Annotated in this window: 18 protein-coding genes; 10 read left to right on the forward strand and 8 right to left on the reverse strand. The window is 51.0% G+C overall.

The features are described from left to right. Positions 1-26: 26 nt before the first annotated feature. Positions 27-638 carry an RNA polymerase sigma factor gene (locus CRP01_RS00205; protein ID WP_233752602.1) on the reverse strand — a complete coding sequence of 204 codons (612 nt, stop codon included), beginning with the start codon at positions 636-638 and terminating at the stop codon, positions 27-29. A 781-nt stretch (positions 639-1,419) separates the two neighbouring features. Here CRP01_RS00205 and CRP01_RS00210 point away from each other — a divergent pair. The 5 genes from CRP01_RS00210 to CRP01_RS00230 all read left to right on the forward strand — a co-directional run bounded on the left by CRP01_RS00210 (position 1,420) and on the right by CRP01_RS00230 (position 6,893). Continuing rightward, entirely contained in the window at positions 1,420-3,246 is a 1,827-nt protein-coding gene (locus tag CRP01_RS00210; RefSeq protein ID WP_099147962.1) for a UbiD family decarboxylase, read from the forward strand. 55 nt (positions 3,247-3,301) lie between these two features. Beyond that, complete coding sequence (locus CRP01_RS00215; protein WP_233752603.1) at positions 3,302-4,390, forward strand: GNAT family N-acetyltransferase; 1,089 nt, start codon at positions 3,302-3,304, stop codon at positions 4,388-4,390. A 201-nt stretch (positions 4,391-4,591) separates the two neighbouring features. Continuing rightward, on the forward strand, positions 4,592-5,980 hold the full coding sequence (locus tag CRP01_RS00220) for a c-type cytochrome (protein ID WP_099147963.1): 1,389 nt from the start codon (positions 4,592-4,594) through the stop codon (positions 5,978-5,980). A gap of 41 nt (positions 5,981-6,021) precedes the next feature. After that, entirely contained in the window at positions 6,022-6,432 is a 411-nt protein-coding gene (locus CRP01_RS00225; protein WP_099147964.1) for a heme-binding domain-containing protein, read from the forward strand. Further along, a complete protein-coding gene (locus CRP01_RS00230; protein ID WP_099147965.1) occupies positions 6,432-6,893 on the forward strand; it encodes a heme-binding domain-containing protein in 462 nt (153 codons plus the stop codon). Before CRP01_RS00225 ends, CRP01_RS00230 begins: the two co-directional genes overlap by 1 nt. Before the next feature lie 61 nt (positions 6,894-6,954). Here the strand turns inward: CRP01_RS00230 and CRP01_RS00235 are convergent, their stop codons facing one another. Then, the gene (locus tag CRP01_RS00235; RefSeq protein WP_099147966.1) at positions 6,955-7,950 is read right to left on the reverse strand and encodes a Kelch repeat-containing protein; all 996 of its coding nucleotides are present in this window, start codon (positions 7,948-7,950) and stop codon (positions 6,955-6,957) included. Between the two features lie 89 nt (positions 7,951-8,039). Beyond that, positions 8,040-9,041, reverse strand: coding sequence for a Kelch repeat-containing protein (locus tag CRP01_RS00240; protein WP_099147967.1), 1,002 nt, complete (start codon positions 9,039-9,041; stop codon positions 8,040-8,042). Positions 9,042-9,129: 88 nt separating this feature from the next. On the opposite strand from CRP01_RS00240, the gene CRP01_RS00245 reads away from it, so the two are divergent. Then, positions 9,130-9,822: an NUDIX hydrolase gene (locus CRP01_RS00245; RefSeq protein WP_099147968.1), complete on the forward strand. Its 693-nt coding sequence runs from the start codon at positions 9,130-9,132 to the stop codon at positions 9,820-9,822. A 110-nt stretch (positions 9,823-9,932) separates the two neighbouring features. Here CRP01_RS00245 and CRP01_RS00250 read toward each other — a convergent pair whose 3' ends face one another. Beyond that, positions 9,933-10,736, reverse strand: coding sequence for an ABC transporter ATP-binding protein (locus CRP01_RS00250; protein ID WP_099147969.1), 804 nt, complete (start codon positions 10,734-10,736; stop codon positions 9,933-9,935). A gap of 9 nt (positions 10,737-10,745) precedes the next feature. Then, positions 10,746-11,765 carry an ABC transporter permease gene (locus CRP01_RS00255; RefSeq protein ID WP_170110159.1) on the reverse strand — a complete coding sequence of 340 codons (1,020 nt, stop codon included), beginning with the start codon at positions 11,763-11,765 and terminating at the stop codon, positions 10,746-10,748. A 216-nt stretch (positions 11,766-11,981) separates the two neighbouring features. On the opposite strand from CRP01_RS00255, the gene CRP01_RS00260 reads away from it, so the two are divergent. Beyond that, positions 11,982-12,818, forward strand: coding sequence for an O-methyltransferase (locus CRP01_RS00260; protein ID WP_099147971.1), 837 nt, complete (start codon positions 11,982-11,984; stop codon positions 12,816-12,818). An 80-nt stretch (positions 12,819-12,898) separates the two neighbouring features. Here the strand turns inward: CRP01_RS00260 and CRP01_RS00265 are convergent, their stop codons facing one another. Together CRP01_RS00265 and CRP01_RS00270 are read right to left on the reverse strand one after the other, a co-directional pair. After that, positions 12,899-16,351 (reverse strand): pyruvate carboxylase, encoded by a 3,453-nt coding sequence (locus CRP01_RS00265; RefSeq protein ID WP_099147972.1) that lies wholly within the window; start codon positions 16,349-16,351, stop codon positions 12,899-12,901. A 586-nt stretch (positions 16,352-16,937) separates the two neighbouring features. After that, the gene (locus tag CRP01_RS00270; RefSeq protein WP_170110160.1) at positions 16,938-18,146 is read right to left on the reverse strand and encodes a M43 family zinc metalloprotease; all 1,209 of its coding nucleotides are present in this window, start codon (positions 18,144-18,146) and stop codon (positions 16,938-16,940) included. 436 nt (positions 18,147-18,582) lie between these two features. On the opposite strand from CRP01_RS00270, the gene CRP01_RS00275 reads away from it, so the two are divergent. Beyond that, a complete protein-coding gene (locus tag CRP01_RS00275; protein ID WP_099147974.1) occupies positions 18,583-19,743 on the forward strand; it encodes a PQQ-dependent sugar dehydrogenase in 1,161 nt (386 codons plus the stop codon). Positions 19,744-19,822: 79 nt separating this feature from the next. On the opposite strand, the gene CRP01_RS43290 is transcribed toward CRP01_RS00275, so the two are convergent. Then, complete coding sequence (locus CRP01_RS43290; RefSeq protein WP_099147975.1) at positions 19,823-21,625, reverse strand: M43 family zinc metalloprotease; 1,803 nt, start codon at positions 21,623-21,625, stop codon at positions 19,823-19,825. A 791-nt stretch (positions 21,626-22,416) separates the two neighbouring features. On the opposite strand from CRP01_RS43290, the gene ilvC reads away from it, so the two are divergent. After that, the gene (ilvC, locus tag CRP01_RS00285) at positions 22,417-23,478 is read left to right on the forward strand and encodes a ketol-acid reductoisomerase (protein ID WP_099147976.1); all 1,062 of its coding nucleotides are present in this window, start codon (positions 22,417-22,419) and stop codon (positions 23,476-23,478) included. 348 nt (positions 23,479-23,826) lie between these two features. After that, entirely contained in the window at positions 23,827-25,074 is a 1,248-nt protein-coding gene (gene ilvA / locus CRP01_RS00290) for a threonine ammonia-lyase (protein WP_394337753.1), read from the forward strand. Positions 25,075-25,077: the final 3 nt, after the last annotated feature.

The following is a 25,077-nucleotide window of genomic DNA, read 5'->3' on the forward strand; positions in this document are numbered from 1 at the left end:
AATCTTCGTTAATCAATAAAAATGGTTTAGTGCCTGCTCATCCACAGGAGAGCAGCAACAATAAAGAGGACTGGCCATAACCATTCTTTGGATCCTAATAGGGTGCGTAATTGGGCAATTGCGGTCTTAGACCTCGTTTTCACGGTGCCCAGGGGAATGTTAAGTGCTTCAGCCGCCTCCTTTTGGGTAAAGCCCTGTAAGTAGAGCAGATCGATCAGGCGACTGTATTTTTCTTCCAGGCTGTTGACCACTTTGAGGAGGCCGACATCCCGAATTTCCATTTCTTCTGAGAGGCGATCATTTTCATATACGGTCCTGTCCAGGGAAATGGTTTTCCGGTTCTCCTTAAATTTTACCGTCCTGATCTTGTCAATTGCCGTGTAACGGGCAATATTTACCAACCAGGTAAAAAGCCTTCCCTTGTCTGCGTTGTAGCTATCTGCATTTTTCCAAACCTTTACAAAGGTGTCTTGCATGACGTCTTCCGCTACTTCTTGTGCGTGTACTATACTCAGCACTACCCCAAACAGCGCGTCGCCGTATTTATCCAGCATGGGCTGAATGGCGCGCCGCCTGTTGGTATGCAAAAGAGTGATCAACTCCTCGTCCGACATTGTTCTTTTTTCTTTTATGGACATCGATATGTGGGTTCTTGTCTTTACACAGAATTAAAGTCAACACAACATGACGCTTGGACAATAGTTCAGAACTGTAAAAACGAAACTTTGTTTCGATGATGTACCTGAATAGTTGGATTATCCTGGCTACCGTCTGCAAGCCAAATTACAGATCAGAAAACCCGGTAATAAACACTGATGGTGAATTGGATTACTTGTTGAAAATGGCTCAGTGTCAGAAAGATTTTATGGAGCTCAACTCAAAAGTAGTTTTTTTTTGAAAAACAAGCCCCATAGAAATCCAATCAAATTTAAATTCCCGTAAATATTTGGAAAGGCGACCGGTAAAAGGCCGAAACAAGCTCCGGAAAGCACCAGGGAATGGGATTCGCCATCCTTCCGTAAAGTGAGTGCATAGTCATCGCCAGCAAATACCCCGAATTTTCTAACTCAATTCGTACTGCCCGGTTGTACACCACCGGGAGTCCGGGGATCCATTGTTTACAATCTAACCAAGCGGGATCCGGGAGGCTTTCCCCCAGATCTTACATTGGTACATCCATCATTATTCCAAGGGACCTCATTTACTTAGCTATTAAACTTTGGATCCTTTACGCCCGTTCGTCTGTTTCAGATGAATGGGCTTTTTTATTGCGCTGTACTACCGGACTCTTCCCCGTAAAATTTCGGTTGCCCCTACAAGCGATTCCACCGCCGAACCGTTTGTCACTGTAATTTCAAAAATCTCCAGCTGCACAACATTACTTTTCTACCTTTGTTACCTTCTGACAAAATTTAATCTATGAGTTACCGGAGTTTGAGTGACTGCGTAAAAGACCTGGAACGGAACGGACATCTGATCCGCATTAGATCGGAGGTGGATCCGGACCTGGAGGTGGCAGAAATTCACCGAAGAGTGTATGACAAAGGCGGGCCGGCCATCCTGTTCGAAAAGATCAAGGGGAGCCCATTTCCCGGCCTGTCCAATCTTTACGGCACCTTTGAACGGACGGATTTCATCTTCCGGAAAACTTTTGATAAGGTGCAGAAGGTGATCGAACTCAAAGCCGATCCTACCAACTTTCTGCGTAATCCCCTGCGGTACCTGAGTGCGCCTTTTACGGCCCTGACCGCCCTGCCGGCAAAAAGCTGGGGCAAAGCACCGGTCACGTACGGGCGCACCACGATCGATCAGCTCCCGCAGATAAAAAGCTGGCCGATGGACGGCGGAGCCTTTGTCACCCTGCCGCAGGTCTTTACGCTGCCTCCGGGCAGCCGGAAGATCATGGAGAGCAATCTCGGTATGTACCGGATCCAGCTTTCCGGCAATGAGTATATTCCCAATGAAGAGATCGGCCTGCACTACCAGATCCACCGCGGCATCGGCATTCACCACACGCAGTACAATCAAAGTGATGAACCCTTTCGCTGCTCCATTTTTGTGGGTGGGCCACCGGCCCACGCCTTCTGTGCGATCATGCCCTTACCGGAGGGCCTAAGTGAATTGACCTTTGCCGGCATGTTGGCCGGACGGAGGTTCCGCTACAAAGAGGAGAACGGACATTATCTGTCCAGCGACGCGGATTTCGTGATCACCGGGACCATCCGGAAACACGCTAAAAAACCGGAAGGCCCGTTTGGTGATCATCTAGGATATTACAGTCTGGAACACGATTTCCCGGTGATGGAGGTCGAAAACGTATATTACCGCAAGGACGCGATCTGGCACTTTACCGTCGTGGGTCGGCCGCCGCAGGAAGATTCCAGTTTTGGTTATATGATCCACAAACTGGTCAAGCAACTGACGCCCCAAGAATTTCCCGGCATCCGGTCCATCAATGCCGTCGATGCTGCGGGCGTGCACCCCTTACTACTGGCCATTGGCAGCGAACGCTATATGCCGTTCCGGGAAAAACAGCCGGAGGAGATCCTGACCCAGGCGAACCGGATACTGGGTTCCGGGCAGACTTCACTCGCCAAGTTCCTGATCATTGCAGCCGATGAGGATGATCCCCAACTTACTACCCACCGGATCGACGACTTCTTCCGTCATGTCCTGGAACGGGTCGACTGGACGCGCGATCTGCACTTCTACACGAAAACGACCATCGATACGCTGGATTATTCCGGATCGGGCTGGAATGCCGGTTCCAAGGTGGTCATCGCCTGCCGGGGAGAAGCGCGGCGGAAGCTGCGGCACGAATTGCCGACCAATTTCAGTCTGCCCGATCGTTTTGCCGAACCCCGTTTTGCGCAGCCCGGCATTCTGGCCATCCGCAGCCCTAAATTTACCGGAGCGGATTCCTATGCCGACGGCAGGGAACTTGCACACCACCTTGAGCGTTATGACCTAGAAGATATCCCACTGATATTGATGGTTGACGATGCTGAGTTTGTAAGTGCAAACCTGAACAACTTTCTTTGGGTTACCTTTACCCGGGCGAACCCTTCCCATGATCTGCACGGAGTTCGCGCTTTTACGGAGTTTAAACACTGGGGCTGCCGCGGACCACTGATCATTGATGCCCGCATCAAGCCGCACCACGCTCCGCCTTTGGTCTCCGATCCGGCGGTTGTAAAAAAAGTAGACAAATTGTTTAGCAAAGGCGGAGAATTAGCTCATATTTAGTGCTTAAATTTTAATTTTGCTTTTATCTCGACATCCCTAAAATACTCTTTTCCGAATGATTCCCATGTTTGCCGATAAGCATTATCCATCCGAAAACCTGGCCCCGGAAGCACTTGATGCTTACCTGGCCAAGGGATGGTATCGTATGGGGCAAACGATCTTTACCACGCATTTCCTCTGTTTCCAGCAACATTTCTATTCCGCGATCTGGGTACGGCTGGATCTGGAAGAATATAACTTTCGCAAAAGTATCCGGAAGATCATGCGCCGGAACAACCGCGAGTTCCGGCACGTGTTTCGCTCCGGTAAGATCGATCGGGAAAAAGAACGACTGTACCAGCGCTACCGCCGGTCCTTTTCGGGCATGCTGGCTCCCAGTCTGAAGGATTCACTCCTCGATGGCGAAGAGAAGAATATCTACCATTCTATCGAAGTCAGCATCTACGATGGAGACCGCCTCATCGCATTCAGCTTTTTCGATCTGGGCAAGAACAGTTCGGCCAGCATTCTGGGCGTTTACGATCCCGAATACGATCGCTACAGCCTCGGTTTCTACACCATGCTGCTGGAACTCCAGTACTGTATGGACCTGGGTCTGAAATATTACTATCCCGGCTATGTGGTGCCGGGTTATCCGCGCTTCGATTATAAGTTGCGGATCGGCGAGGTGGATTATTACGATCTGTACAGCAATACCTGGCTGCCTTTCACCGAATTACAGCCCGAAGACATTCCCATCACCCGGATGGAACAGGAACTCAGCAATCTCAAAAGGATGCTGAATAAATACAATATTCCCAGCCAGTTAAAGTACTATCCCTTATTCGAATCCAACCTGTTCGGATTCTGGCAGGCGCCCTATTTCGATTATCCGATCTTGTTACACTGCTTCCCTCAGAAAGTGGCCAACCGTTTCATCATGGGCGTTTACGACGTGCGCAACCAGTGTTTTCACCTGCTGCAATGCAGCCTGCTGGAAGATTTTCAGTTCTTCTTCAATGAATCCTATATTCAATCTTTTGATCCCCGGCGCTTCTTCACCGAATTACTGGTGATCAATCGCTACATCAAGACTGCGGATTCTGCCAAGGAGATCGTGGAATTCATCCTGGAGAACGTACGGGTTCGCAATGCGGAAGACTAAAGAAGGGGACCGACCTCGTTCAGTCCGACAAAAATTCCGGGCCCGTTAAACATCCTTACGTACGTATTGTTGTTTAGAGTGCAAGATGCCCAAACGCTTAAGGCGACCGGAATGCCTGGCTGACCAACTTATCTACCCACCTATACCCTCTTTGTTTTATCTGGATCCGTACAAGTTTTGTTATTCCAATTCACACTAAACATGAAAAAGTACCTCATTTTCGCTTTCCTGGTCCTATTGATCGCGTGCAATACCTATAAGTCTCCTGATTACTCTTACGATAAGGATATCCCCTGGAAGGTCAAACAGATCGAAGCCGGCCCCCAGCAAACCGACGGAGATGCGCAGGCCGGACTGGATTACCTGATCTACGGCGACTATCTGGGTTCCGGTGTCCCCTACGAACTGTACGAAAAAAGAGCCAGTAACAAACCGGACACGGTATTCCGCCGCGAAGGAGATAATGCCCGGGTCAATTATGCCTTCACCGCATTCACCGCTCAGAACGGAGCCCGCGTGGTCAACGGCAATTGCTTTACCTGCCACGCCGGAGAGATCGACGGTGAATTGATCGTAGGGCTGGGTAACAGCTTTTCCGATTACCGGCGAAATATGACTACCGCGGCAAAAATGGTCAACTTCGGCATGAAGCTGAAGTATAAGAAGGATGACGAAGAAATGGTCGCTTTTGGGGATTTCGGCAAATATTTCCGCGCCATGGCGCCCCGCGTCCAGACCAATCAGCCCGGTGTCAATCCGGCAGCCCGTCTAGCGGAAGCCTGTATGATGCACCGCGATCCGAAAGACCTCACCTATCGGGATGAACCGCAGTACGAGGTGGGCGAGTACAACATTGCGTCGGACGTTCCACCACTCTGGAACGTTGCCAAAAAGAACGCCCTCTACTACAATGCCGTCGGTAGAGGGGATTTCACCAAATTGCTTTTCCAGGCTTCGGTACTGGGTATCCCGGACAGTGCTGCGGCCCGATCCGCCGTTTCCAATTTCAAAGACGTCTACGCCTGGCTCTGCTCATTGGAACCGCCGGCCTATCCCCGCTCCGTTAATCAGGATTTGGCCGCCAAGGGGAAACTGCTCTTTGAAGATAGGTGTAGTAAGTGCCACGGTACCTACGGTGAGAATGAGACCTATCCCAATAAAGTGATCGCCCTGGATATTATCGATACCGATCCGCTGTACGCCGCCTACGGGTACGAATCGGGTATTATCGACTGGTATAACGACAGTTGGTTTTCCAATTCCTACCCCCGTTCCTATTTTGAACCGGAAATGGGATACATCGCTCCTCCGCTGGATGGCATCTGGGCTACGGCCCCCTATTTGCACAACGGATCCGTACCGACCCTGGATGACCTGCTCAATAGCAAACAACGCCCGGCCTACTGGGCGAAACAGCGAAAATATGATTACGAAAAGGTGGGTTGGAGCTATGCCGTTGCCGAGGATGGGAAGGGAGACTGGACTTATGATACAACTTTGCCGGCCTACAGCAATAAAGGCCACGATTTCGGCGATAAATTAGATAATGACGAGCGAAAGGCCGTCGTTGAATATTTAAAAACGCTGTAGTTTTGCTACATTGCGTATCGAAAAATCTAACCGTCTTTATTATGAAGCGATTCTGGATGTTCTCTCCCGTTTTACTCCTAACCTTATTATTTCTGGGGCAAAATGATCTGCCCACTGTTAGCTCCCCGGCTTCTGAATCCGGGACCGTCCGGTTGGATACCATCCAGTATCCGGCTAAGGTGAAAGCCGTCATTGATGCCAAATGCTACGACTGTCACAGTGAAAAAGGCGACGACGAAGATGCCAAAGAAGAACTCCTCTGGGATAATCTCAACAAGTTGAGTAAAATGGATCAGTTGTTCTCCATGGATGCGATCATCGAATCCATCGAGGATGGAGAAATGCCGCCCGAAGATCACATCAAGAAACATCCGGAGGCAGCGCTGAGTAAAGAAGAAGCCAAACTCCTGACCGAGTGGGCCGATGCAATCGCATCAAAACTTATGGAATAATGAAAGTACTGAAGATTGTTGGCGGGCTGTTACTGGCCGCCCTGATCATTGCCCAGTTCGTAGCCCCCAAACCTCCCGCAAATCAGGAGGAGAATCCGGGTGACCTGATCGAAAATGGCCTGGCCGAAGGGCAGGTAGCCCAATTATTGAAAAACTCCTGTTACGACTGTCATTCCAATCAGGTAAATTATCCCTGGTATTCCTACGTGGCGCCGGTTTCCATTCTGGTTCGCCACGATGTACTGGAAGGTAAAGAAGAACTGAATTTCTCCGAGTGGCAGGATTACGATAAACGGCGAAAGCTGAGAAAATTAAAAGAGGTAGGAGAAGTACTGGAAGAAGATGAAATGCCGCTGGGCATTTACACCCTGATCCACCAGGGAGCCAAACTTTCCGACGCCGACAAGGAGTCGCTGATCGAATGGTCCGAAGACCTGATGAAGCGAACCATGGCGGAATAACTTCCGGGCTGAATCGCCTTATCCGACGGCATCAGGCGTCGGATAAGGCGCAGTTTTTAGCTTATTTCAGATTATACACTTCCATTGTTTTCAGCTCCGGACTTCCGCCCCGGTTACCGCAACCGGAAGCAACGATCAATTGTCCTTTGTACACAATAGCGCCGGTACCGTGCCGCCCCTGGATCATCGGCGACCAGCTTTCCCAACTTCCTTTCTTCGTATTGAGCACTTCCATTTCCGAGTGTGCCAGTTGCTGATCTCCCGTCTCGCCGCCGAGTACAACGATCTTATTTTTTGGAACAGTGGCCAGGAATAATCCCGCCCGTTTGGTCGGTAGTTCTTCACTAATGGTAGACCAGGTCCCCTTTTTCAGATCGTAAACGTCGACTTTTCCTTCCAGATCGTTGAATACATTATCCGGTGCTGCCGACCGCCGGCCACCGACCAGGTATAATTTATGTTTCACCACTACCGCCTGGAAATGATCCCGGGCTCTCGGTGCATCGGGCAATTGCTCCCAGGTATTGGTTTGCGGATCGTACACATCCAGCCAGGTTTTGTGGTCACCGCGATGTCCGTCCTTGATCCCGCAGGCGATGTAGATCTTGTCTTTGTAGACGCTCAATCCGGCCGACCCTCGCCGCCGGTTTTCGGGTATGGTTGCGCCCTCTGACCATTCATCCGTTGCCGGATCGTAGATGATCACCTTCGGCAACGGGGTTTCGCCCGGATACTGACCGGTAAGGGCGCCGATGATATAGACCTTATCATTGTAAACTACCGGCTGGAAATGGTGGATCTCTACGGGAGGTTTTTGCCCCAGGGTCCAGGTCTGGCTTTGCGGATCGTAGATACTAACCGGCCGGATCCCCCGGCCTCCCAGCAGATAAAACTTTTCTCCAATACGGACGAATGCCGCTTCGTGTCTTTGCACCGGCTCACTGCCGTCCGCAGCGCTCAGACTTTCCCACTGACTGCCGGACTGGGCCGAACCTGTGTTTAAGCTCCAGCATAAACCAAATACCAGGAGGTATATCGGTAAGCAAATATTTTTCATGTTCTGTGATTTTTCGTGTAAAACTTAACTATACTCGACGCAAATTGGTTTGGATTCCCCAACTGCTTAGGTCAGTATATAGGTTGATTCTAATTTTTTTCAAAAACCTCCATGGTGGGCACTTCGGGAGCACCGCCTTTCTTCCCACAACCGGAAGCAACAAAGATCTTGTTCCGGTATACAACGGCCCCGGTACCGTGCCGCCCCTGGACCATGGAAGCCCAGCGGCTCCACTCGTGGTTCTCCACATCCAGTACTTCGGTTTCGGAATGTGCCGCTTCCTGATCTCCGGTCTCACCGCCCAGTACGACTATTTGTTTTTTTCCGTACAGGGCCAGGTAATTTCCGGCCCGCGGTGTGGGCAGCGGTTCCTCCAGCGTGGACCAGCTTCCGGTGCGCAGATCAAACACATCCACGGCCGGTTCCAGATTGGCAAAAATGTCTTTTTCGGATTCCGAACGGCGACCACCGATCAGGTAGATCCGACCTTTGGCGGCAATGGCCTGGAAGTGATCCCGGGCGTGCGGGGCGTCCGGCAGCTCCAGCCATTCTCCGGTACGAGGGTCAAAAACGTCCAGCCAGTTCTTATGATCTCCCCGGTGTCCGTCTTTGATACCGGCGGCGATATAGATCCGGTTGCGATACACCGTTACTCCGGTCGATCCCCGTAATCGGTGTGTTGGGATATCCGGACCTTTCGACCAGGCATCCAGCACTGGATCGTATATGAGGATATACGGCACCGGGGTTTCTCCCGGGTAGCCTCCGGTCAGCGCACCGATCACATAGATCTTGTTCCGATAATTGACCGGCTGAAAATGGTGGATCTCGATGGGAGGCGCGGCTCCTTCGGTCCAGGTATTTTTCCGGGCATCGTAGATACTGATGGGTTTGATACCCCGGCTGCCCATCAGGTAAAATCTGGACTTTACCCGCACGAAGGCCGCTTCGGTACGTTTGATTAGCGTACTTCCGTCGGACGAACCGGCAATTTCCCAGTTTCCGGTTTGTGACCATCCGGCCGGGCTGAATAGAAAAAATACGGGGAGGAAAAGGCAAAGCAAGCGAATGCCTACTCTATTATTTGACATGTAAGTTGGATATTTCGTTTTAAAATTCAAGATACAGAAACTTATCGTATTTTAGCCCACATTCAAAAATTGAACCGTTGAGTAAAAGATGCATAAGTATTACGGGGACAACGACAAATTATGGTTAGCAGTCGATTGTATTGTTTTTGGTTTTGACGAAGAAGGACTCAAGGTATTGTTGATACGCCGGGATTTTGAACCGGAATTGGGGCAATTATCGCTGATGGGAGGTTTCGTTCAGGCTTCCGAAGATATTGATACCGCCGCCCACCGCGTGGTCGAAAAGCTGACCGGAATCTCGGACATCTACCTGGAGCAGCTACAGTCTTTCGGTCAGACGGATCGGGATCCCGCCGGACGGGTTGTGTCGATCGCCTATTTTGCACTGATCAATATTCAGGACTACAATACCGATCTCGGCAAAACCCATAATGCCACCTGGTATCCCGCGCAGAATGTACCCAGACTCATCTTTGACCACAATCAGATGGTCGAAATGGCCAAAAAGCGGCTGCGTTACAAGGCCTCCACTAAACCTATCGGTTTCGCTTTGCTGCCCAACAAGTTTACGATTCCACAGTTGCAGAAATTATATACCGCTATTTTCGAAACGCAACTCGACAGCGGCAACTTCAGCCGGCGGATCCATTCCCTCGGTATTCTCAAGCGGTTGAACGAAAAACAACGCGGTCATTCCAAAAAAGGGGCTTTTTATTATATCTTCGATGAAGATAAATACCGGAAACTCGAAGACAGTGGGTATAGCTTTGTGATCAAATAACAAAGCTCGAACTAAACAATTCACTATCAGCACCTTGCAGGCCACCGATTGAACGTTATCATGCATCCACCGATGAGGACCTGGGCACCCGGCTAAATTTCACGAGCCCCCTACTCCATCTGCCCGACCTGCAGCATCTTATCTTCCACTTCCTGGACCAGATCAATGAAGCGCTGATCGCGTTTGGTCTCCTTATTCCGGTTGAAAGGAAGGTCCACATGGATGTGGTGGACGAAGCGGGAAGGTGGCGCTTTCAGAATGTAAATATCATCTCCCAGATAGACCGCTTCCGAAATATCGTGCGTCACGAACACCACGGTTGGATGAAATTCGTGCCAGATGCTGGCCAACAGGTCCTGCATCTGCAGCCGGGTATTGATATCCAGCGCTCCGAAGGGTTCATCCATGAGCAAGATCTCCGGGTTGGCCATCAGGCTGCGGGCGATAGCCACCCGCTGGAGTTGCCCGCCGGAAAGCGTCGGGTACTGGGCAAATTTGTGCTCGTGTCCGGCCAGTCCGACCCGTTCGATGATCTCCATGGCCTTCTCCCGGCGTTCTTTTTCCGGGATCCCCTGGTAACGCATTGCCAAAGCGACATTATCGAGCACCGTCATCCAGGGCAGGGAAGAGTACTGCTGGAAGACCATGCCCACTCTTTTGGCATCCGTGATCGGCTTGTCGTGGATCAGTACCTGACCGTCCGTCGGTTCCTGTAGTCCGGCAATGTAACGCAGGATGGTGGATTTACCGGAACCGGACGGGCCGAGGATCACCACGAACTGGCCCTGTGCGGGTTTATCTTCTACCAGAAAATCAAGGTTCTCCAGCACGTAGGTTTCGCCGCCGTCGTAACTTTGATTGATGTTTTTTAATCCGATGATATTAGCCTGTGCGGTATCGTTGAAAAGACTCATATTCTGTTTTTAGTCGACCAGTGATTTTTGTAAACGAAATTCTCCAAACGCCATAAGGATTACCGCAGCTACGGCTACTAATCCGGCCAGATTGCCGATCATCCCGCCCAGTGCCGGAATGATGATGGGTACCAGGATGGCCAGCGCAGCGGCCAGGATCAGGGCCATCAGTCCGTACTCTACTTCTTTGATGCCGGTAGGATTAGTCTTGTAATATTTGTGCGCAAAAAACCGTCGGTCCATGTAGTCGAAAAGGCGATCCTGCAGAAAGCCCACCAGAATGATGACCATCAGCAAAGCGAATACCCGGTCCAGCTGCCCCTGCCGCTGCTTGAGGTAAATGAGCGCTCCGATACCGCCGCCCTGCCGGTTCAGCAATTCGGCAATAATAATGTACGTCCAGGAAATAGCCGTGAGCACCCGAATATCATCCATCAGCTTGGACATGACGGCTGGCCAGTACACCGTTTTAATGGTCTGCCAGTCGGTTGCCCCGAGCGTGAAGGTGGTTTTGAGAAAGACGTCGTCCACTTCGTTAATTCGCTGGACGACCACCGGTAAGAGGTACACCAGAATACCAAAAGCCAGAAAGGCGATCTTCATCTGGTCTTCCAGACCGAACCAGGTAATGAACACGACCGTCACCGCCGTCAGCGGAAGATAACGTAGGGTATCGACCTGCCGGCTGAACAAACCGCGAAAGACCGGTAGCAGTCCGATCAGAAAACCCAATGGAATAGCCAATATAACTGCCCAGAAATACCCCTGCAGGTTCAGCCAGATGGAGCGGAAGGTATTGTAAAACAAACGGTCTTCCTGTACCAGCGGTTTAAAGGCCGCAATGGTCTGATCGGGCCGGGGAAGTAAAGGGTATACCTTTTCGAATTCCGTTGCGTTAGCCAGAGCAATGGAGTCCGCCCGGAGGATAGAGTCGCGTTTCGCCTGGGCCAGTGAATCCTGGCCAAGAGAAGACGGCAAGCGGGAATTGAGATCAACCAGCGGCCGGTCTACAGCCAATATTTCAGCCATGAGCCACCAGAATAATACAAAAATGATTATTCCGACAATGCCTAATACCAGCTTTTGAGATTTGGTTAAATTACCACGAAGTTTGAATAGGTTCATAGGTTAAAGGTGGTGGAAAATGGACAATTATAAAACTAATTTTGGAAAATCTTTTAAAGGCGAAGTGGTTTATTTTTCGGTATTGTTCTATCTTCCCGTCCCACCAATTTGGGTCTGTGCATGAAATTGTTCTTATTTTTCACCAAATACTTTTTTCGGTTCTTTAAATTCTACTGGCGGGCCCAAACCTGTTACGATGTACATTCTCCTTTTGTTTCAGCGCTCGTAGCCAATACGATCGAAGACCACCGATGGTATTACATTTTTGATGATGTAACGGCCCTCCGGGAAACCCTGGCCCTCAATGATGACCCGGTCGGGGTAGTGGATCACGGAGCCGGATCCCAACTTGGCCATAAAAAAACAACCTCCGTCTGTAAGATCGCCAGGTATTCGGCGATTGACCCCGCTGCGGGCCGCCTGCTTTTTCGGATCTGTAAATTTCTGCATCCGGCTTCCTTCCTGGAATTGGGTACCTCACTCGGCGTTTCCGCCTTTTACCAGATGGCCGCCAACCGCAATGCCAGATTTATCACCGTAGAAGGTAACCCGGAGATTGCCGCCATTGCCCGTCAAAACTTTCAAAAAGCGGAGCTCGATCAAATCCGGGTATTCGAGGGGCCATTTCGGGAAGTTCTTCCCGGTGTGATCCGGGATAACGACAGGATCGATTTCTTCCACTTCGACGGGGATCACCGTTTCCAGCCAACTGTCGATTATTTTGAGCAGTGCCTGCAGCTCGCTCACAACGACAGTGTTTTCTGTATTGGCGATATCTACTGGTCCGAAGAAATGGAACGCGCCTGGCAGCAGCTCAGAAAACATCCACGGGTGCGGCTCAGCGTAGATCTTTTCCATTTCGGATTGCTGTTCCTGCGCTCCGAACAGATAGAAAAAGAGCATTTTACCCTGGTGCCCAGCCGCTGGAAACCCTGGAGAATGGGCTTTTTTTCCTGATCATTTGATAATGCGATATTACGATGGTGTATTTCCGACACCGCAATATCACATCATCAAATTATCTCATCACCAAATTATCATTTCACTTCCAGTACCAGATCGTCCTGTTCTACCAAAGTCTTTTCGGTAAGGAAGATCTTGGTAACCGTGCCTTCGATCGGCGAAGTGATCGTACTTTCCATCTTCATTGCTTCAATGATGAAAAGCGGCGTATTCATGGTCACCTCGTCCCCTTCCTCCACCAGGATCTTGGACAGGTTACCCTGCAGAGGTGCACCGATCTCATTCTGACCGGATGCTTTCCGGTGCATTACCACCTCGGAACGGGCGTTTTTATCGCGTACCGGCACGGAGCGGGTCTGGCCGTTCAGCTGGAAGATCACCAGGCGGTTGCCCAGTTCATCCGGCTCGGTCATATTCAGGTATTTGATCAATACGTTTTTCCCCGGACTCAGGGTAACGATGATCTCTTCGTTCGGTTTCAGACCGTAGAAGAAGGCCTTCGTGGGCAGGTTAGCTACCGTACCGTACATTTCCTGGAATTCGAAATATTCCTGGTATACTTTGGGATACAGGCGGTAAGCCAGGAAATCCCGGATCCCCAGGTCTTCGTCAAACCGGGAGCGGAAATCCGCCAGTTCGGCGTCAAAATCGATCTGATCGAGGTGGGCATTCGGCCGGTCCGTATAGGGCTTTTCATCCTTGAGGATGAGGTGTTGGATATCTGCCGGAAAACCTCCGTCAATCTGCCCCAGATCTCCCCGCATCAGCGCTTTCACACTATCCGGGAAAGAGAGTTTGGACCCTTTCTTGATCACATCTTCCTTACTCAATCCATTGGCGGTCATAAACATCGCCATGTCGCCGACCACTTTGGAAGAGGGTGTAACCTTGATCAGGTCGCCAAAGAGCTCATTGGCCGCTTTATAATTCGCCTTGATCGTTTCGAATTGCTCTTCCAGTCCCAAAGCCCGGGCCTGGGGCCGCAGGTTGGAATACTGGCCGCCGGGGATCTCGTGCTCGTATACCTCAGCCGTACCCGCGCGCAATTCCGTCTCAAAGGGATAGTAATAGCGTCTCACCGCTTCCCAGTAGTTGGAAAACTGGTTGAGGGCATGGAAATTGATCTCACGCTCTTTCGGATAACCCTTCATCATTGCCACCAGGGAATTGAAGTTGGGCTGCGAGGTCAATCCGGACATTGAACTGATGGCTACATCCACTACGTCGACCCCCACTTCAATCGCTTTCATATAAGTAGCGGCCTGAATGGAACTGGTATCGTGGGTATGCAGGTGAATGGGCAGATCCACGGTTTCCTTCAGGGCGGTGATCAGTTGCTCTGCGGCCAGTGGTTTCAGCAGACCGGCCATATCTTTGATTGCCAGAATGTGGGCGCCTTCATCTTCTAACCTTTTTGCCAGATCCAGGTAGTAGTCCAGCGTAAACTTCGTCCGCGCGGGATCGGTAATGTCTCCGGTGTAGCAAATACAGGCTTCGGCGATCGAGTTCGTCCGCTCGCGGACGGTACGAATGCTGACCTGCATCGCCTCTACCCAGTTGAGCGAATCAAAGATTCGGAATATGTCAATCCCGGCCTCAGCCGCTTCCTCGACGAATTTGATCACCAGGTTATCCGGATAGGCGGTATAGCCGACAGCATTACTTCCCCGCAGGAGCATCTGGAACAGCACGTTGGGAATAGCCTGCCGCAGTTTCGTCAGTCGCCGCCAGGGGTCTTCCTTCAAGAAGCGCATGGAAACATCAAAAGTAGCGCCGCCCCACATTTCCATGGAGAATACCTGATCGCCCATGTGGTGGGCGTAGCTTTCGGCCACCTGCATCATATCGTAAGTCCGCATCCGGGTGGCCAGTAGCGACTGGTGGGCATCCCGGAAAGTGGTGTCGGTATAATGTATGCTGGGATCCGACTTCAGCCACTTGGCAAATGCCTCGGGGCCCAGTTCGGTCAGTTTATCTTTCGTACCTTTTGGCAAGGTAGCATACCGGTCAAAAGCCGGCACTTCCGGTTTGATGAACACCACACTTTCGTCGATGCTTTTCACATCCGGATTATCGTTCACGATCACATCCGCCAGATACAACAACATTTTGGTAGACCGGTCTCTCCAGTTGGGCGGTTCGAGCAGATCGGGATTTTCCTTAATGAAATTCACCGTAGCCTCACCGCTCTGGAATGTTTCGTTGCGCAACAGGTTCAGCAAGAAGCCGATGTTTGTCTTCACTCCCCGGATCCGGAATTCCCGAAGCGCGCGGTGCAGACGCTGGGCGGCGCCCGGCAAATTGCGCCCCCAACTGGTCACTTTCACCAGCATACTATCGAAATAGGGCGATATTTTGGCCCCGGGGAATGCACTGCCGGCATCGAGCCGGATACCCATACCCGCCGCGGAGCGGTAGGCGATCAGGGTACCGTAGTCCGGTTTGAAATCTAGGGTCGGATCTTCCGTGGTTACCCGGCACTGAATGGCACAACCACTGAGTTTGACATCCTCCTGACTTTGGATATCAATCTCCGGATTGGACAGGGCATATCCCATACCGATCAGGATCTGGGAGCGCACGATATCCACGCCGGTCACCTGTTCGGTAATGGTGTGTTCCACCTGCACCCGGGGATTCACCTCAATGAAATAGATGTTTTCATCCTGATCGACCAGGAACTCTACCGTACCGGCAAAGCTGTATCCAACTTCGCGGGTTAATCGCAGAGCGTAGTCATAAAGTTTATCCTTGGTATCTTGGGAAAGCGTCACGCAGGGTGCGATCTCGACCACCTTCTGGAAACGACGCTGTACCGAGCAATCCCGCTCAAAAAGGTGAACGATATTGCCGTGCTTATCCCCGAGGATCTGTACTTCGATGTGTTTGGGGTTCTCAATGAATTTCTCCAGGAAAACGGTCCCATCGCCAAAAGCGGTCATCGCTTCGCCGCTGGCTTCCTGGTATTCGACCTTCAGGTTCTTTTCATCCCGAACGACCCGCATACCACGACCACCACCACCGGCTGCCGCTTTGATAATGACCGGAAAACCGATCCGGCGGGCCTCCTCCAGCGCAATATCTGCACTGGTGAGATCCTGGCGGCTATCTTCGATCAGCGGCACCTCAACTCTTCTGGCCAGCTTTTTGGCCGCCACTTTATCTCCCAGTTGTTCCATCACTTCCGCGGGAGGGCCGATGAACTCGATGCCGGCTTCTTCACATTTGCGGGCGAAGTGTACATTCTCACTCAGAAAACCGTAACCCGGATGGATGGCATCCACATTTTTATCCTTAGCCAGACGAATGATCTCATCGATGTCCAGATAGGGTTTTAAGGGTTCGTCCTCAGAACCGATCTGATAGGCTTCATCCGCCTTGTAGCGGTGTAAAGAATATCGGTCTTCGTAAGTATAAATAGCAATCGTTCTCAAATTCAATTCCGCAGCAGCGCGCAATACCCGAATGGCGATCTCGCCCCGGTTGGCCACCAATATCCGTTTGAATTTCTTGACGTTGTAGGTCATAGGCATCTTCACTTAATTCGTTCAGAAAGGTACATTGATTCAGGTTGCACCAGCCGGAATGAAGTAGGCAGGAAAGAATAGAGAAGAACAACAGGAAAGAAAGTGGTGTGAACGTATTCATCCAGCGACTGGTAGTCTCTCAATTCGATCTCAATCCTTTTCACCAAGCTGCATAGCAACCCAGATTAAATAAATAAGCGTGGGCATGGTTTTGGGAGGAAAGGAGATCATTGCTCCCGGTTCCTCGCTCCACGCCGGAACATAGTTCTACAGGTAGGGCTAAAATGGCCCGGTAAATTAGGGATATTCTACCAATATCCCTCAACTATCAGTTGTTTGCTAATAATTTTTAACGGAGAATGGGAAAAATAGAAAAAAAATCCAGAATCTTTGGATAAATCTACAGTCGTCTAATTTATTTTTCTACAGCTTCAAAGACTGCTTTCAGCCCCATTCCCATCCAATATCGCTGTCGAAAGTCCTGGTAATAAAAAAGATCGGTACCGAATACTCGATACCGATCTCCACCGTCCGAAGCTTAGGACAGTCTCTGCTGCCGCGCCGGTCGGTTTACAGAACGTTGGCTTTATACGCTAAAGAAGGCAGAAGCGCTCCAGTCCGTAGTCGTACCACATACGGCTCTTACCTGGAATTCGTAATCGCCGTTTCTCATACCGTTCAGCGTGGTGGAATTGGTGCTGGAAGAGACGGTCGTCCAGGCGCCGCCAAGTTCGCGGTAGCGTACTTCGAAGGTAGTACCGGACTGGTTATCCCAGCTCAGATTCACTTTCTTCTTGTTTACGCTTGAGCTCAGACCGGTAGGCACTACACAGTCGCCGGTTGGCGGAGGTGTACCACCATCATCGATCACATTCGGTGCATTATTCACCAGTACGGCCAGACTGGAAGCAACGTAATTTTCCATGCGGGTTGCCTGTCCGGCACTGAACATGTACATACAGGCATCGTAAACGTAATCCATGTAGTTCATGTGCATATCCGTGCTACCGCAGGAGGCTACTCCTAATTCAGGACAGAAGGTCGTTTCACCGCTATAGTACGGACCGGAAGAATCCGGGGTATCACCTACACCATCATCAGATCCGCAGCCGCCGCCCCAGATGTGATCCAGCAGGAGGTAGTGGCCCAGTTCATGGGTAAGGGTGCGACCCAGGTCGTACGGATAACCAGGAGTAACATCACCACAACCGGATCCGGAACCGAAGGCCTCGTCATCGATCACTACGCCGTCACCATCGCCGTCACCTCCTAGCGGAGAGTAACCGAGATACTGAATGTTGCGCACAAAAATATTCAGATAACCGGCCCAGTTGCGATCGGAGTCGCCTCTGGTTGCATTGATGGTAACTGCGGGATCACCGTCCACCAGACCGTAACCGGAAGGGTGGTTAATGTTGGCTAACTCAAAGGTGATCGCAGCCTGGCCATTGCTTACCCCGGGGAAAAAGGAGGAAGCATTATTGTTCCATTCGCTAATGTCAGAGTTCGTGCCACCGTAATCGGCATTGAGGATGTCGATCTGGTTTTGCGCCTGGTCCCGCAGGCACTGTACGTCGATCGATCCCCGCAAACGCTGGTAGTGTACCGCTACCGGGATCACTACATTAGCCCGGCCGTTAAAGTTTGCCGTTTCGAGTTTGACGAATTTTCTCTGATGAAATTCGGCATAATCCGGATTCAACATCAGCTCTTCCATATGTTCCTCCATACCACAGGCACGGTGCGGAACATCTGCTGATTGAACAATGGCATCTTCGGGATTACGAACATCCAATTGGTTGAGTGGGTCTTTTTGACATGCTACTGCGAACAATAACACACCGACTGCTAGTGCGAGTCTTTTGATTTTTAGCATTGCATACTAGTCTTTGGTAATCAAATTTGGTTGAATAGCAAATATAGTAAAAAAACGCAATTGTAGAAATCTATAAAAACGCCGTACAAAGTTTTGCACCAAAGTATAATGACAACGGCCAAATTGGGATTTCAAAATAATCATGAAATTTCCTGTAAACACCGGTACCCTCCTGTAACCCAGGCCAAGCCAAACCGCCAGATCACTGCCCTTTTTACCGACAAGCCTCAATAAAATGATCGCAACAGGTCGTCAGGTTCGGCTGGTCAAAGTCCATTATCCGCTGATGATACCTTTGAATTAATTAATCCGATAGCTTTTCCATCTCGGACCTTCTTCCTTGCAGGTAAAAAACATGGATTACCGTTCTATCCCGCTAATTGGACTTTTACTTTCCCTGATCATTAGCTGTAAGCCGCAAAAGGATAACCCTCCGGGTGAGGTGCATACTCCGCAGCAGGTTGTGGAAAGTGAACAGCATCGCTTTATCATTGACACCCTGGCCCGTGATCTTCAGGTTCCCTGGTCCATCGACTGGCTACCGGACGGGCGGATGCTGATCTCGGAACGGAATACCGGCCAAATCCACCTGTTTGAACCCGAAACCGGGTTTCAAAAAGCACTGCCTGCCTTACCGGACGTTTACCGAAAAGGGGATGGCGGTCTACTCGACCTTAAAGTTCATCCCGATTTCATCCAGAACGAATGGATCTATCTGGCCTACAGTACATCCCGGCCGGATAGCAGCAGTACCACGGTGGTGGAGCGGATCAGGCTTTCCGGGGATACGCTCGGAGAACGGGAACGTCTGTTCACCGCCTTTCCTTACTACCGCTCCGAAAGTCACTATGGCTGCCGCTTGCTGCTCACCGACGGATTTTTGTTTATAACGATCGGTGATCGCTATCGCCGGGATTCGGCCCAGTATCTTTCCACCCACAACGGGAAAGTCCTGCGCCTGTACGAGGATGGAAGCATTCCGGCGGACAATCCCTTTCTATCGGAGCCCGGAGCCCAGCCAGAGATCTGGAGCTACGGCCACCGGAATCCCCAGGGTATGGCGCAACATCCGATTAGCCAGGAGATCTGGATCCATGAACACGGGCCCAAAGGCGGGGATGAAATCAATATCGTGCGGCCCGGGCGCAATTACGGATGGCCGCTCATCACCTACGGCGAAGAATACGAGGGAGGTCCGGTGGGAAAGGGGCTGCAATCCCAAGCAGGTATGGAGCAACCACTTTATTACTACAAACCATCCATTGCCCCGAGCGATATGCTTTTTTATTCCGGTAAGGCTTTTCCAGAATGGCGGGGCGATCTTTTCATCGGAGCTATGGCACTCCGGCACCTGAACCGCCTGGAGACGCAGGGAAATGAGATCGTCCACGAAGAACGCCTCCTGGACGGCCTGGATCGTATCCGGTCCGTCAGTGAAGGCCCGGAGGGTTTTCTCTATCTCGGTACGGACTCCGGATTTTTGTTGTGCATCAAACCCGCCCGTTTTTTTTGGTGAGTGGGAGATGGGGTGACTGGGTGATGGGGTGCACCCACTCTCCCACTCTCCCACTCTCCAAATCTCCTTGTCTCAAAAACTAGCGGTTGATGATCACCTTACCACTACTTTCCAGATTGCCTTCATGGTCCGTTATTTTGATGAGGTAAAGACCGGAAGACAGATCACGAGTATGCATTTCCAGGGTGGTCTCTCCGGCGGGAACCTGCAGCTTTTGCACTATTCTGCCGTAGGCGTCCATCATCCAGACTACGTATTCACTTTCCGTGCTTACCTCATCGCTCAGGCTTAGTACCGGTAGCGAAGAGGAAAGGCTATTGATCCGGATCGTAAACAGATCCCGGGCCGGATTCGGGTAAATCCTGAGGGGCGTAGCATTCAGTTGGGTCGTTCTTCCACCGGGTACGGCGGTGAAGCTGGTACAGCTCGCTTCACTACTTTCCCCACTGCAATTGGTCACCACACACCACTCGTAATTGGCATTTTTACTTAATCCGGAAGCGACGGCGGAAGTGCCATCGATATCGGCGGATAGCTCATCGCCGTTGCTGAGATTAACCAAAGTTACGGTATAGTTCACCGCTCCGGATACTGCATTCCAGGAAAGCAATGCTTCTTTACCACCTTTGCGTACCTCGGTAGTCAGACCGCCCGGAGCCGCACAGGTTCCGGTGGGCTGGCAATTAGGTGCAGAACCGCAATCCGGATCATCACAGTCGATCAGTCCGTCTCCGTCGTTGTCGATCCCGTCGTCGCATATTTCCGGTTCAACGGGCTGGCAGAAAGGATCCGTATCACAGTCCGGATCATCACAATCCACGAGGCCGTCTCCGTCATTGTCGAGACCGTCGTTGCAAAGTTCTACCGGATCGCCGTTACCACATCCGGAAGAAGACAACAGGCTTTCCCGGGCACCGCCCGTATCAAACAGGGCCCGCATCCGATCGGTCTGCCCCAGAGTGAAGAGGTTCATACAAACGTCATCGGAATAGTCCATGTAATTCTGGAACATATCCGGCAGGTCGTTTTTTCCAGCCTGCCCGCGGGGGCGGCAGGAGTTAGGGCCGGGGTACGTGCAGGGCGTACCCGAATAATTAGGGCCGCTGGCTTCCGGCGTATCCGCTACAAAATCATCAAAGGAACAGGGACCGTCTCCCCAGATGTGACGCAGGTTGAGCCAGTGGCCAACTTCATGCGTCGTTGTCCGGCCCAGTGCAAAATTGGTGAACAGACTATATTGTGCTCCCCGACCGAAGGCCGGATAATTACAGACCACTCCATCCGTAGCCGCGCTGCCTCCCGGGAATTGGGCGTAGCCGAGCAGACTGTTACCCAGGTCACACACCCAGATATTGAGATAATTGGCGGCCGGCCAGGCATCTTTTCCTCCATTGGCATCGAATTTCATATCGTTGTTAGAGCTGAATGAAGTCCGGGTGGTGAAGGTACGGGTGATGCCGTTCGTACTGTTGCCCAGTGGGTCTACCGAAGCCAGACAAAACTCGATCTCGGTATCCGCCGCTACGCCGGTGAAATCCGAAGGCGTATTAGACGCATCCGCATTGAGGCGCCGGAAGTCTTCGTTCAGCACGTCGATCTGGGACTGGATCTGGGCGTCACTGATATTTTCCGCGGCATTGTTGTACACAACGTGCACCACCACGGGAATCGTAACTACCCCGCTGACCGCTTTTTCCTTGGCACCGGAGCGGATGTATTCCTGGGTCATTTTCTCGATCCGTTCCATGTTTTTCAGCATGCCGGGATCCTGCTGGAGTTGTTGTTCGAGCTGTTCCATGGTCGCGCAATTGCGCTGTGCCGACAGGGAAAAACCGATCAGCAGAAAAGCCAGAAAGATAGTAATCGTAAAAATCTTTTTCATACTGGAATTTTTGGGGAATGCTGGATCAATGGCAAGCCCAACCGACGGGGAGGAAGCGGTTTCAGATGCATGGATCAACACCCATAAATGAATGAAAATGGTAATTTTTTTGTGTCGTTCGTGCTAAAAGCGGTCATGCCAGATCGGATAAAGGCCGGAAGAGGTAAATGCCCAACTTGAACCAGATCTACCTTGCTTACCAATGACAAGCATCCGCTACGGATACCGGAAACACTTTACCTTTGGAAGTCGGATACCAGAGCCGACGGGACCGGAAAGGACCGAATTGAAGATAGTTGCTGATCTCGTCGAAGGGGGATGAATGGAGGGTAAACCCTTCGGGGATGCTGTTTTAGAAGTTGCATTAAAATAGTAAAAAAAACTGAATTTCGGGCGCGAAAGGACAGGGAATCTGCCGATACGGGAAATAATGATCAGCAATTAGTGATCTGTTACGAAAAGCGATCTAAGTAGGGAAAGTTGCGGGTAGATAATTGCTGGAAAGTATAAGTGTTAACGTCAGAGGAGCCTATCTTAGTATTTATACATGCATTTTTTTTCTATTTAATTCTCCGTATTGCCGATCCGCGAGTACGGAATGACGGTCATATTTTGGCTTAGGGATCGGATTATAGACAAAATTTACCTGCGGGTCCGATCGCAAATATTTCTTTTTATCGTTACTTTCACCGCCCAAATCCTGACCAAGCTGCGAATAGCCAATGAGTAGCCTACCAAATTTTCATGGATTAATTACTTTTGAACTAAAGCTAAACGAAAAATTTTAGATCATGGCAAAATTGAATTTTGGCGGTGTTGAAGAAAATGTGGTTACTCGGGAAGAGTTCCCATTAGAAAAGGCACGTGAAGTACTCAAAGACGAGACGATCGCCATCATCGGCTACGGTGTACAAGGACCTGGCCAGTCATTGAACCTGCGTGATAACGGCTTCAATGTTATCGTCGGTCAACGCCAAAACTCCAAAACCTGGGACAAAGCCGTTGCGGACGGATGGGTACCCGGTGAGACCTTATTCCCTATTGAAGAAGCAGCAGAAAAAGCTACGATCATTCAATACCTGCTTTCGGATGCCGCTCAGATCGCCGTATGGCCCAAACTGAAGCCCCATCTGACCAGCGGAAAAGCACTTTATTTCTCCCACGGTTTCGGTATAACGTACCACGAACGTACGGGTATTGTACCTCCGGCGGATGTAGACGTTATTCTGGTAGCACCTAAAGGTTCCGGTACCAGTCTGCGCCGTCTGTTCCTGGAAGGACGCGGTCTGAACTCCAGCTACGCGATCTACCAGGATGCTACCGGCCGTGCGAAAGAACGCGTTGTCGCTCTGGGTATCGGAGTGGGTTCCGGTTATCTGTTTGAGACTACCTTCCAGAAAGAAGTGTACTCTGACCTTACCGGTGAGCGCGGTACGCTGATGGGAGCCATCCAGGGCATTTTCGAAGCACAGTACACCGTACTGCGCGAAAATGGTCACAGCCCGAGTGAAGCCTTCAACGAAACCGTAGAAGAACTGACTCAGAGCCTGATGCCGCTGGTAGCGGAGAACGGTATGGATTGGATGTACGCCAACTGTTCTACTACCGCTCAGCGCGGTGCACTGGACTGGAAAAACAAATTCCGCGATGCGGTTAAGCCCGTATTTAAGGACCTGTATTCCAGCGTAGCTGCCGGCGAAGAAGCTCAGCGCAGTATCGACACCAACAGCCAGCCGGACTACCGGGAGAAACTGGATGCCGAATTGAAAGAACTGCACGATAGCGAAATGTGGCAGGCAGGTCGCACCGTTCGCGGTCTGCGTCCCGAGTCCGAAGGCGTCGAGATCGACTAACATCATCTAGAGCCTGTTACACGACCCGGCTGCCGGCGAAAAACCCGGATTTTGTCACCAATCAAAAGCTATTTTATTCCCTGGCAGAGCTACGGGGGTAAAATAGATGCGGAGCGGAGGGAAAGATCCATTTTGCAGCCCAGCGAGCGGGTTGGTAACAGGCTCTTATAATAAATTCCTACGGGGAATTGGTGCGTGTTGAACGAGTGTTGGATACGAAGATGCAGTAAATACGCTGTCGACGGAGCAGGATATTCGGGATAAATTATGGGGTTTTTACCCTAAATTTGCAATCTCCAGTTTCGCTAGATCATCACTCTTTATATTACCACACACCATTCACTATATATCGTTTTGGTTACCGTAGAAAATATTTACAAGGCTAAAATGTTGCTGAAAGGAGTTGCCGACACAACTCCTTTAATGTTTAATGCCAACCTCTCCGATCACTATTCCTGTCAGCTCTGGCTGAAACGGGAAGACCTGCAGGTAGTCCGATCCTATAAGATCCGCGGTGCCTATAACAAAATGGCCGGCCTGACCGAAGACCAGCGCAGCAAAGGCGTGGTGTGCGCCAGTGCCGGTAATCACGCGCAGGGCGTTGCCTTCGCCTGCCGTAAGATGAAGGTGCACGGAGTAATCTTCATGCCCAGCGTCACCCCCTCCCAAAAAGTGAAAAAGGTCAAGCTCTTCGGTAAGGAGTACGTGGATGTCCGCCTGGTGGGTGACACCTTCGACGAAGCCAATACCGAAGCCCGCAGAATGTGCGAAGAGCAGGGAATGACCTTCGTCCACCCTTTCGACGACGAACGGGTCATTGAAGGCCAGGGCACCGTTGGTCTTGAGATCCTCGAAAGTTGTAAAGAACCGATCGATTACGTATTTGTGGCGGTCGGCGGCGGCGGATTGCTCTCCGGTCTGGGAAGCTATTTCAACCAGATCAGCCCGCAAACCAAAGTTATCGGTGTAGAACCGAGCGGTGCGGCCGCGCTCCACGCTGCCCTGCAGGCCGGAGAAGTCGTCACCCTGGAAAAGATCGATAATTTTGTCGACGGTGCGGCGGTCCAACGGGTCGGACAGATCACCTTTCCGATCGCCCAGAAGGTCATGGACGATCTGGTACTGGTACCGGAAGGAAAAGTCTGTACCACCATCTTACAACTGTATAACGAAGAGGGGATCGTCGTGGAACCGGCGGGTGCGCTCACCATTGCGGCACTCGACCAGTACGCCGAACAGATCAAAGGTAAAAATGTCGTTTGTGTGCTGAGTGGCAGTAACAACGACATTACCCGGACCGAAGAGATCAAGGAGCGCTCGCTTCTATTCGAAGGCCTCAAACACTACTTCATCATCCGTTTCCCCCAGCGGGCGGGTGCATTGCGGGATTTCCTCAACAAGGTGTTGGGGCCCAATGATGACATTACCCATTTTGAGTATACCAAAAAGCACAACCGGGAATCCGGTCCGGCACTGGTAGGTATTCAGATGGAAAAGAAGGAAGATTACGATGCCCTCCTGCAACGCATGGAGGACAATCACATAAATTATCAGCCGCTGAACAACAGCCGGATGCTATTCGACCTGCTGATCTAGATC

The organism is Flavilitoribacter nigricans DSM 23189 = NBRC 102662 (assembly GCF_002646595.1).
Classification (GTDB): Bacteria; Bacteroidota; Bacteroidia; order Chitinophagales; family Saprospiraceae; genus Flavilitoribacter; species Flavilitoribacter nigricans.

Bases quoted from the DNA above. Each gene is read 5' to 3' on its own strand.
- CRP01_RS00205 (WP_233752602.1), bottom strand. From the start codon at position 638: ATGTCCATAAAAGAAAAAAGAACAATGTCGGACGAGGAGTTGATCACT.
- CRP01_RS00210 (WP_099147962.1), top strand. From the start codon at position 1,420: ATGAGTTACCGGAGTTTGAGTGACTGCGTAAAAGACCTGGAACGGAAC.
- CRP01_RS00215 (WP_233752603.1), top strand. From the start codon at position 3,302: ATGATTCCCATGTTTGCCGATAAGCATTATCCATCCGAAAACCTGGCC.
- CRP01_RS00220 (WP_099147963.1), top strand. From the start codon at position 4,592: ATGAAAAAGTACCTCATTTTCGCTTTCCTGGTCCTATTGATCGCGTGC.
- CRP01_RS00225 (WP_099147964.1), top strand. From the start codon at position 6,022: ATGAAGCGATTCTGGATGTTCTCTCCCGTTTTACTCCTAACCTTATTA.
- CRP01_RS00230 (WP_099147965.1), top strand. From the start codon at position 6,432: ATGAAAGTACTGAAGATTGTTGGCGGGCTGTTACTGGCCGCCCTGATC.
- CRP01_RS00235 (WP_099147966.1), bottom strand. From the start codon at position 7,950: ATGAAAAATATTTGCTTACCGATATACCTCCTGGTATTTGGTTTATGC.
- CRP01_RS00240 (WP_099147967.1), bottom strand. From the start codon at position 9,041: ATGTCAAATAATAGAGTAGGCATTCGCTTGCTTTGCCTTTTCCTCCCC.
- CRP01_RS00245 (WP_099147968.1), top strand. From the start codon at position 9,130: ATGCATAAGTATTACGGGGACAACGACAAATTATGGTTAGCAGTCGAT.
- CRP01_RS00250 (WP_099147969.1), bottom strand. From the start codon at position 10,736: ATGAGTCTTTTCAACGATACCGCACAGGCTAATATCATCGGATTAAAA.
- CRP01_RS00255 (WP_170110159.1), bottom strand. From the start codon at position 11,765: ATGGCTGAAATATTGGCTGTAGACCGGCCGCTGGTTGATCTCAATTCC.
- CRP01_RS00260 (WP_099147971.1), top strand. From the start codon at position 11,982: ATGAAATTGTTCTTATTTTTCACCAAATACTTTTTTCGGTTCTTTAAA.
- CRP01_RS00265 (WP_099147972.1), bottom strand. From the start codon at position 16,351: ATGACCTACAACGTCAAGAAATTCAAACGGATATTGGTGGCCAACCGG.
- CRP01_RS00275 (WP_099147974.1), top strand. From the start codon at position 18,583: ATGGATTACCGTTCTATCCCGCTAATTGGACTTTTACTTTCCCTGATC.
- CRP01_RS43290 (WP_099147975.1), bottom strand. From the start codon at position 21,625: ATGAAAAAGATTTTTACGATTACTATCTTTCTGGCTTTTCTGCTGATC.
- ilvC (WP_099147976.1), top strand. From the start codon at position 22,417: ATGGCAAAATTGAATTTTGGCGGTGTTGAAGAAAATGTGGTTACTCGG.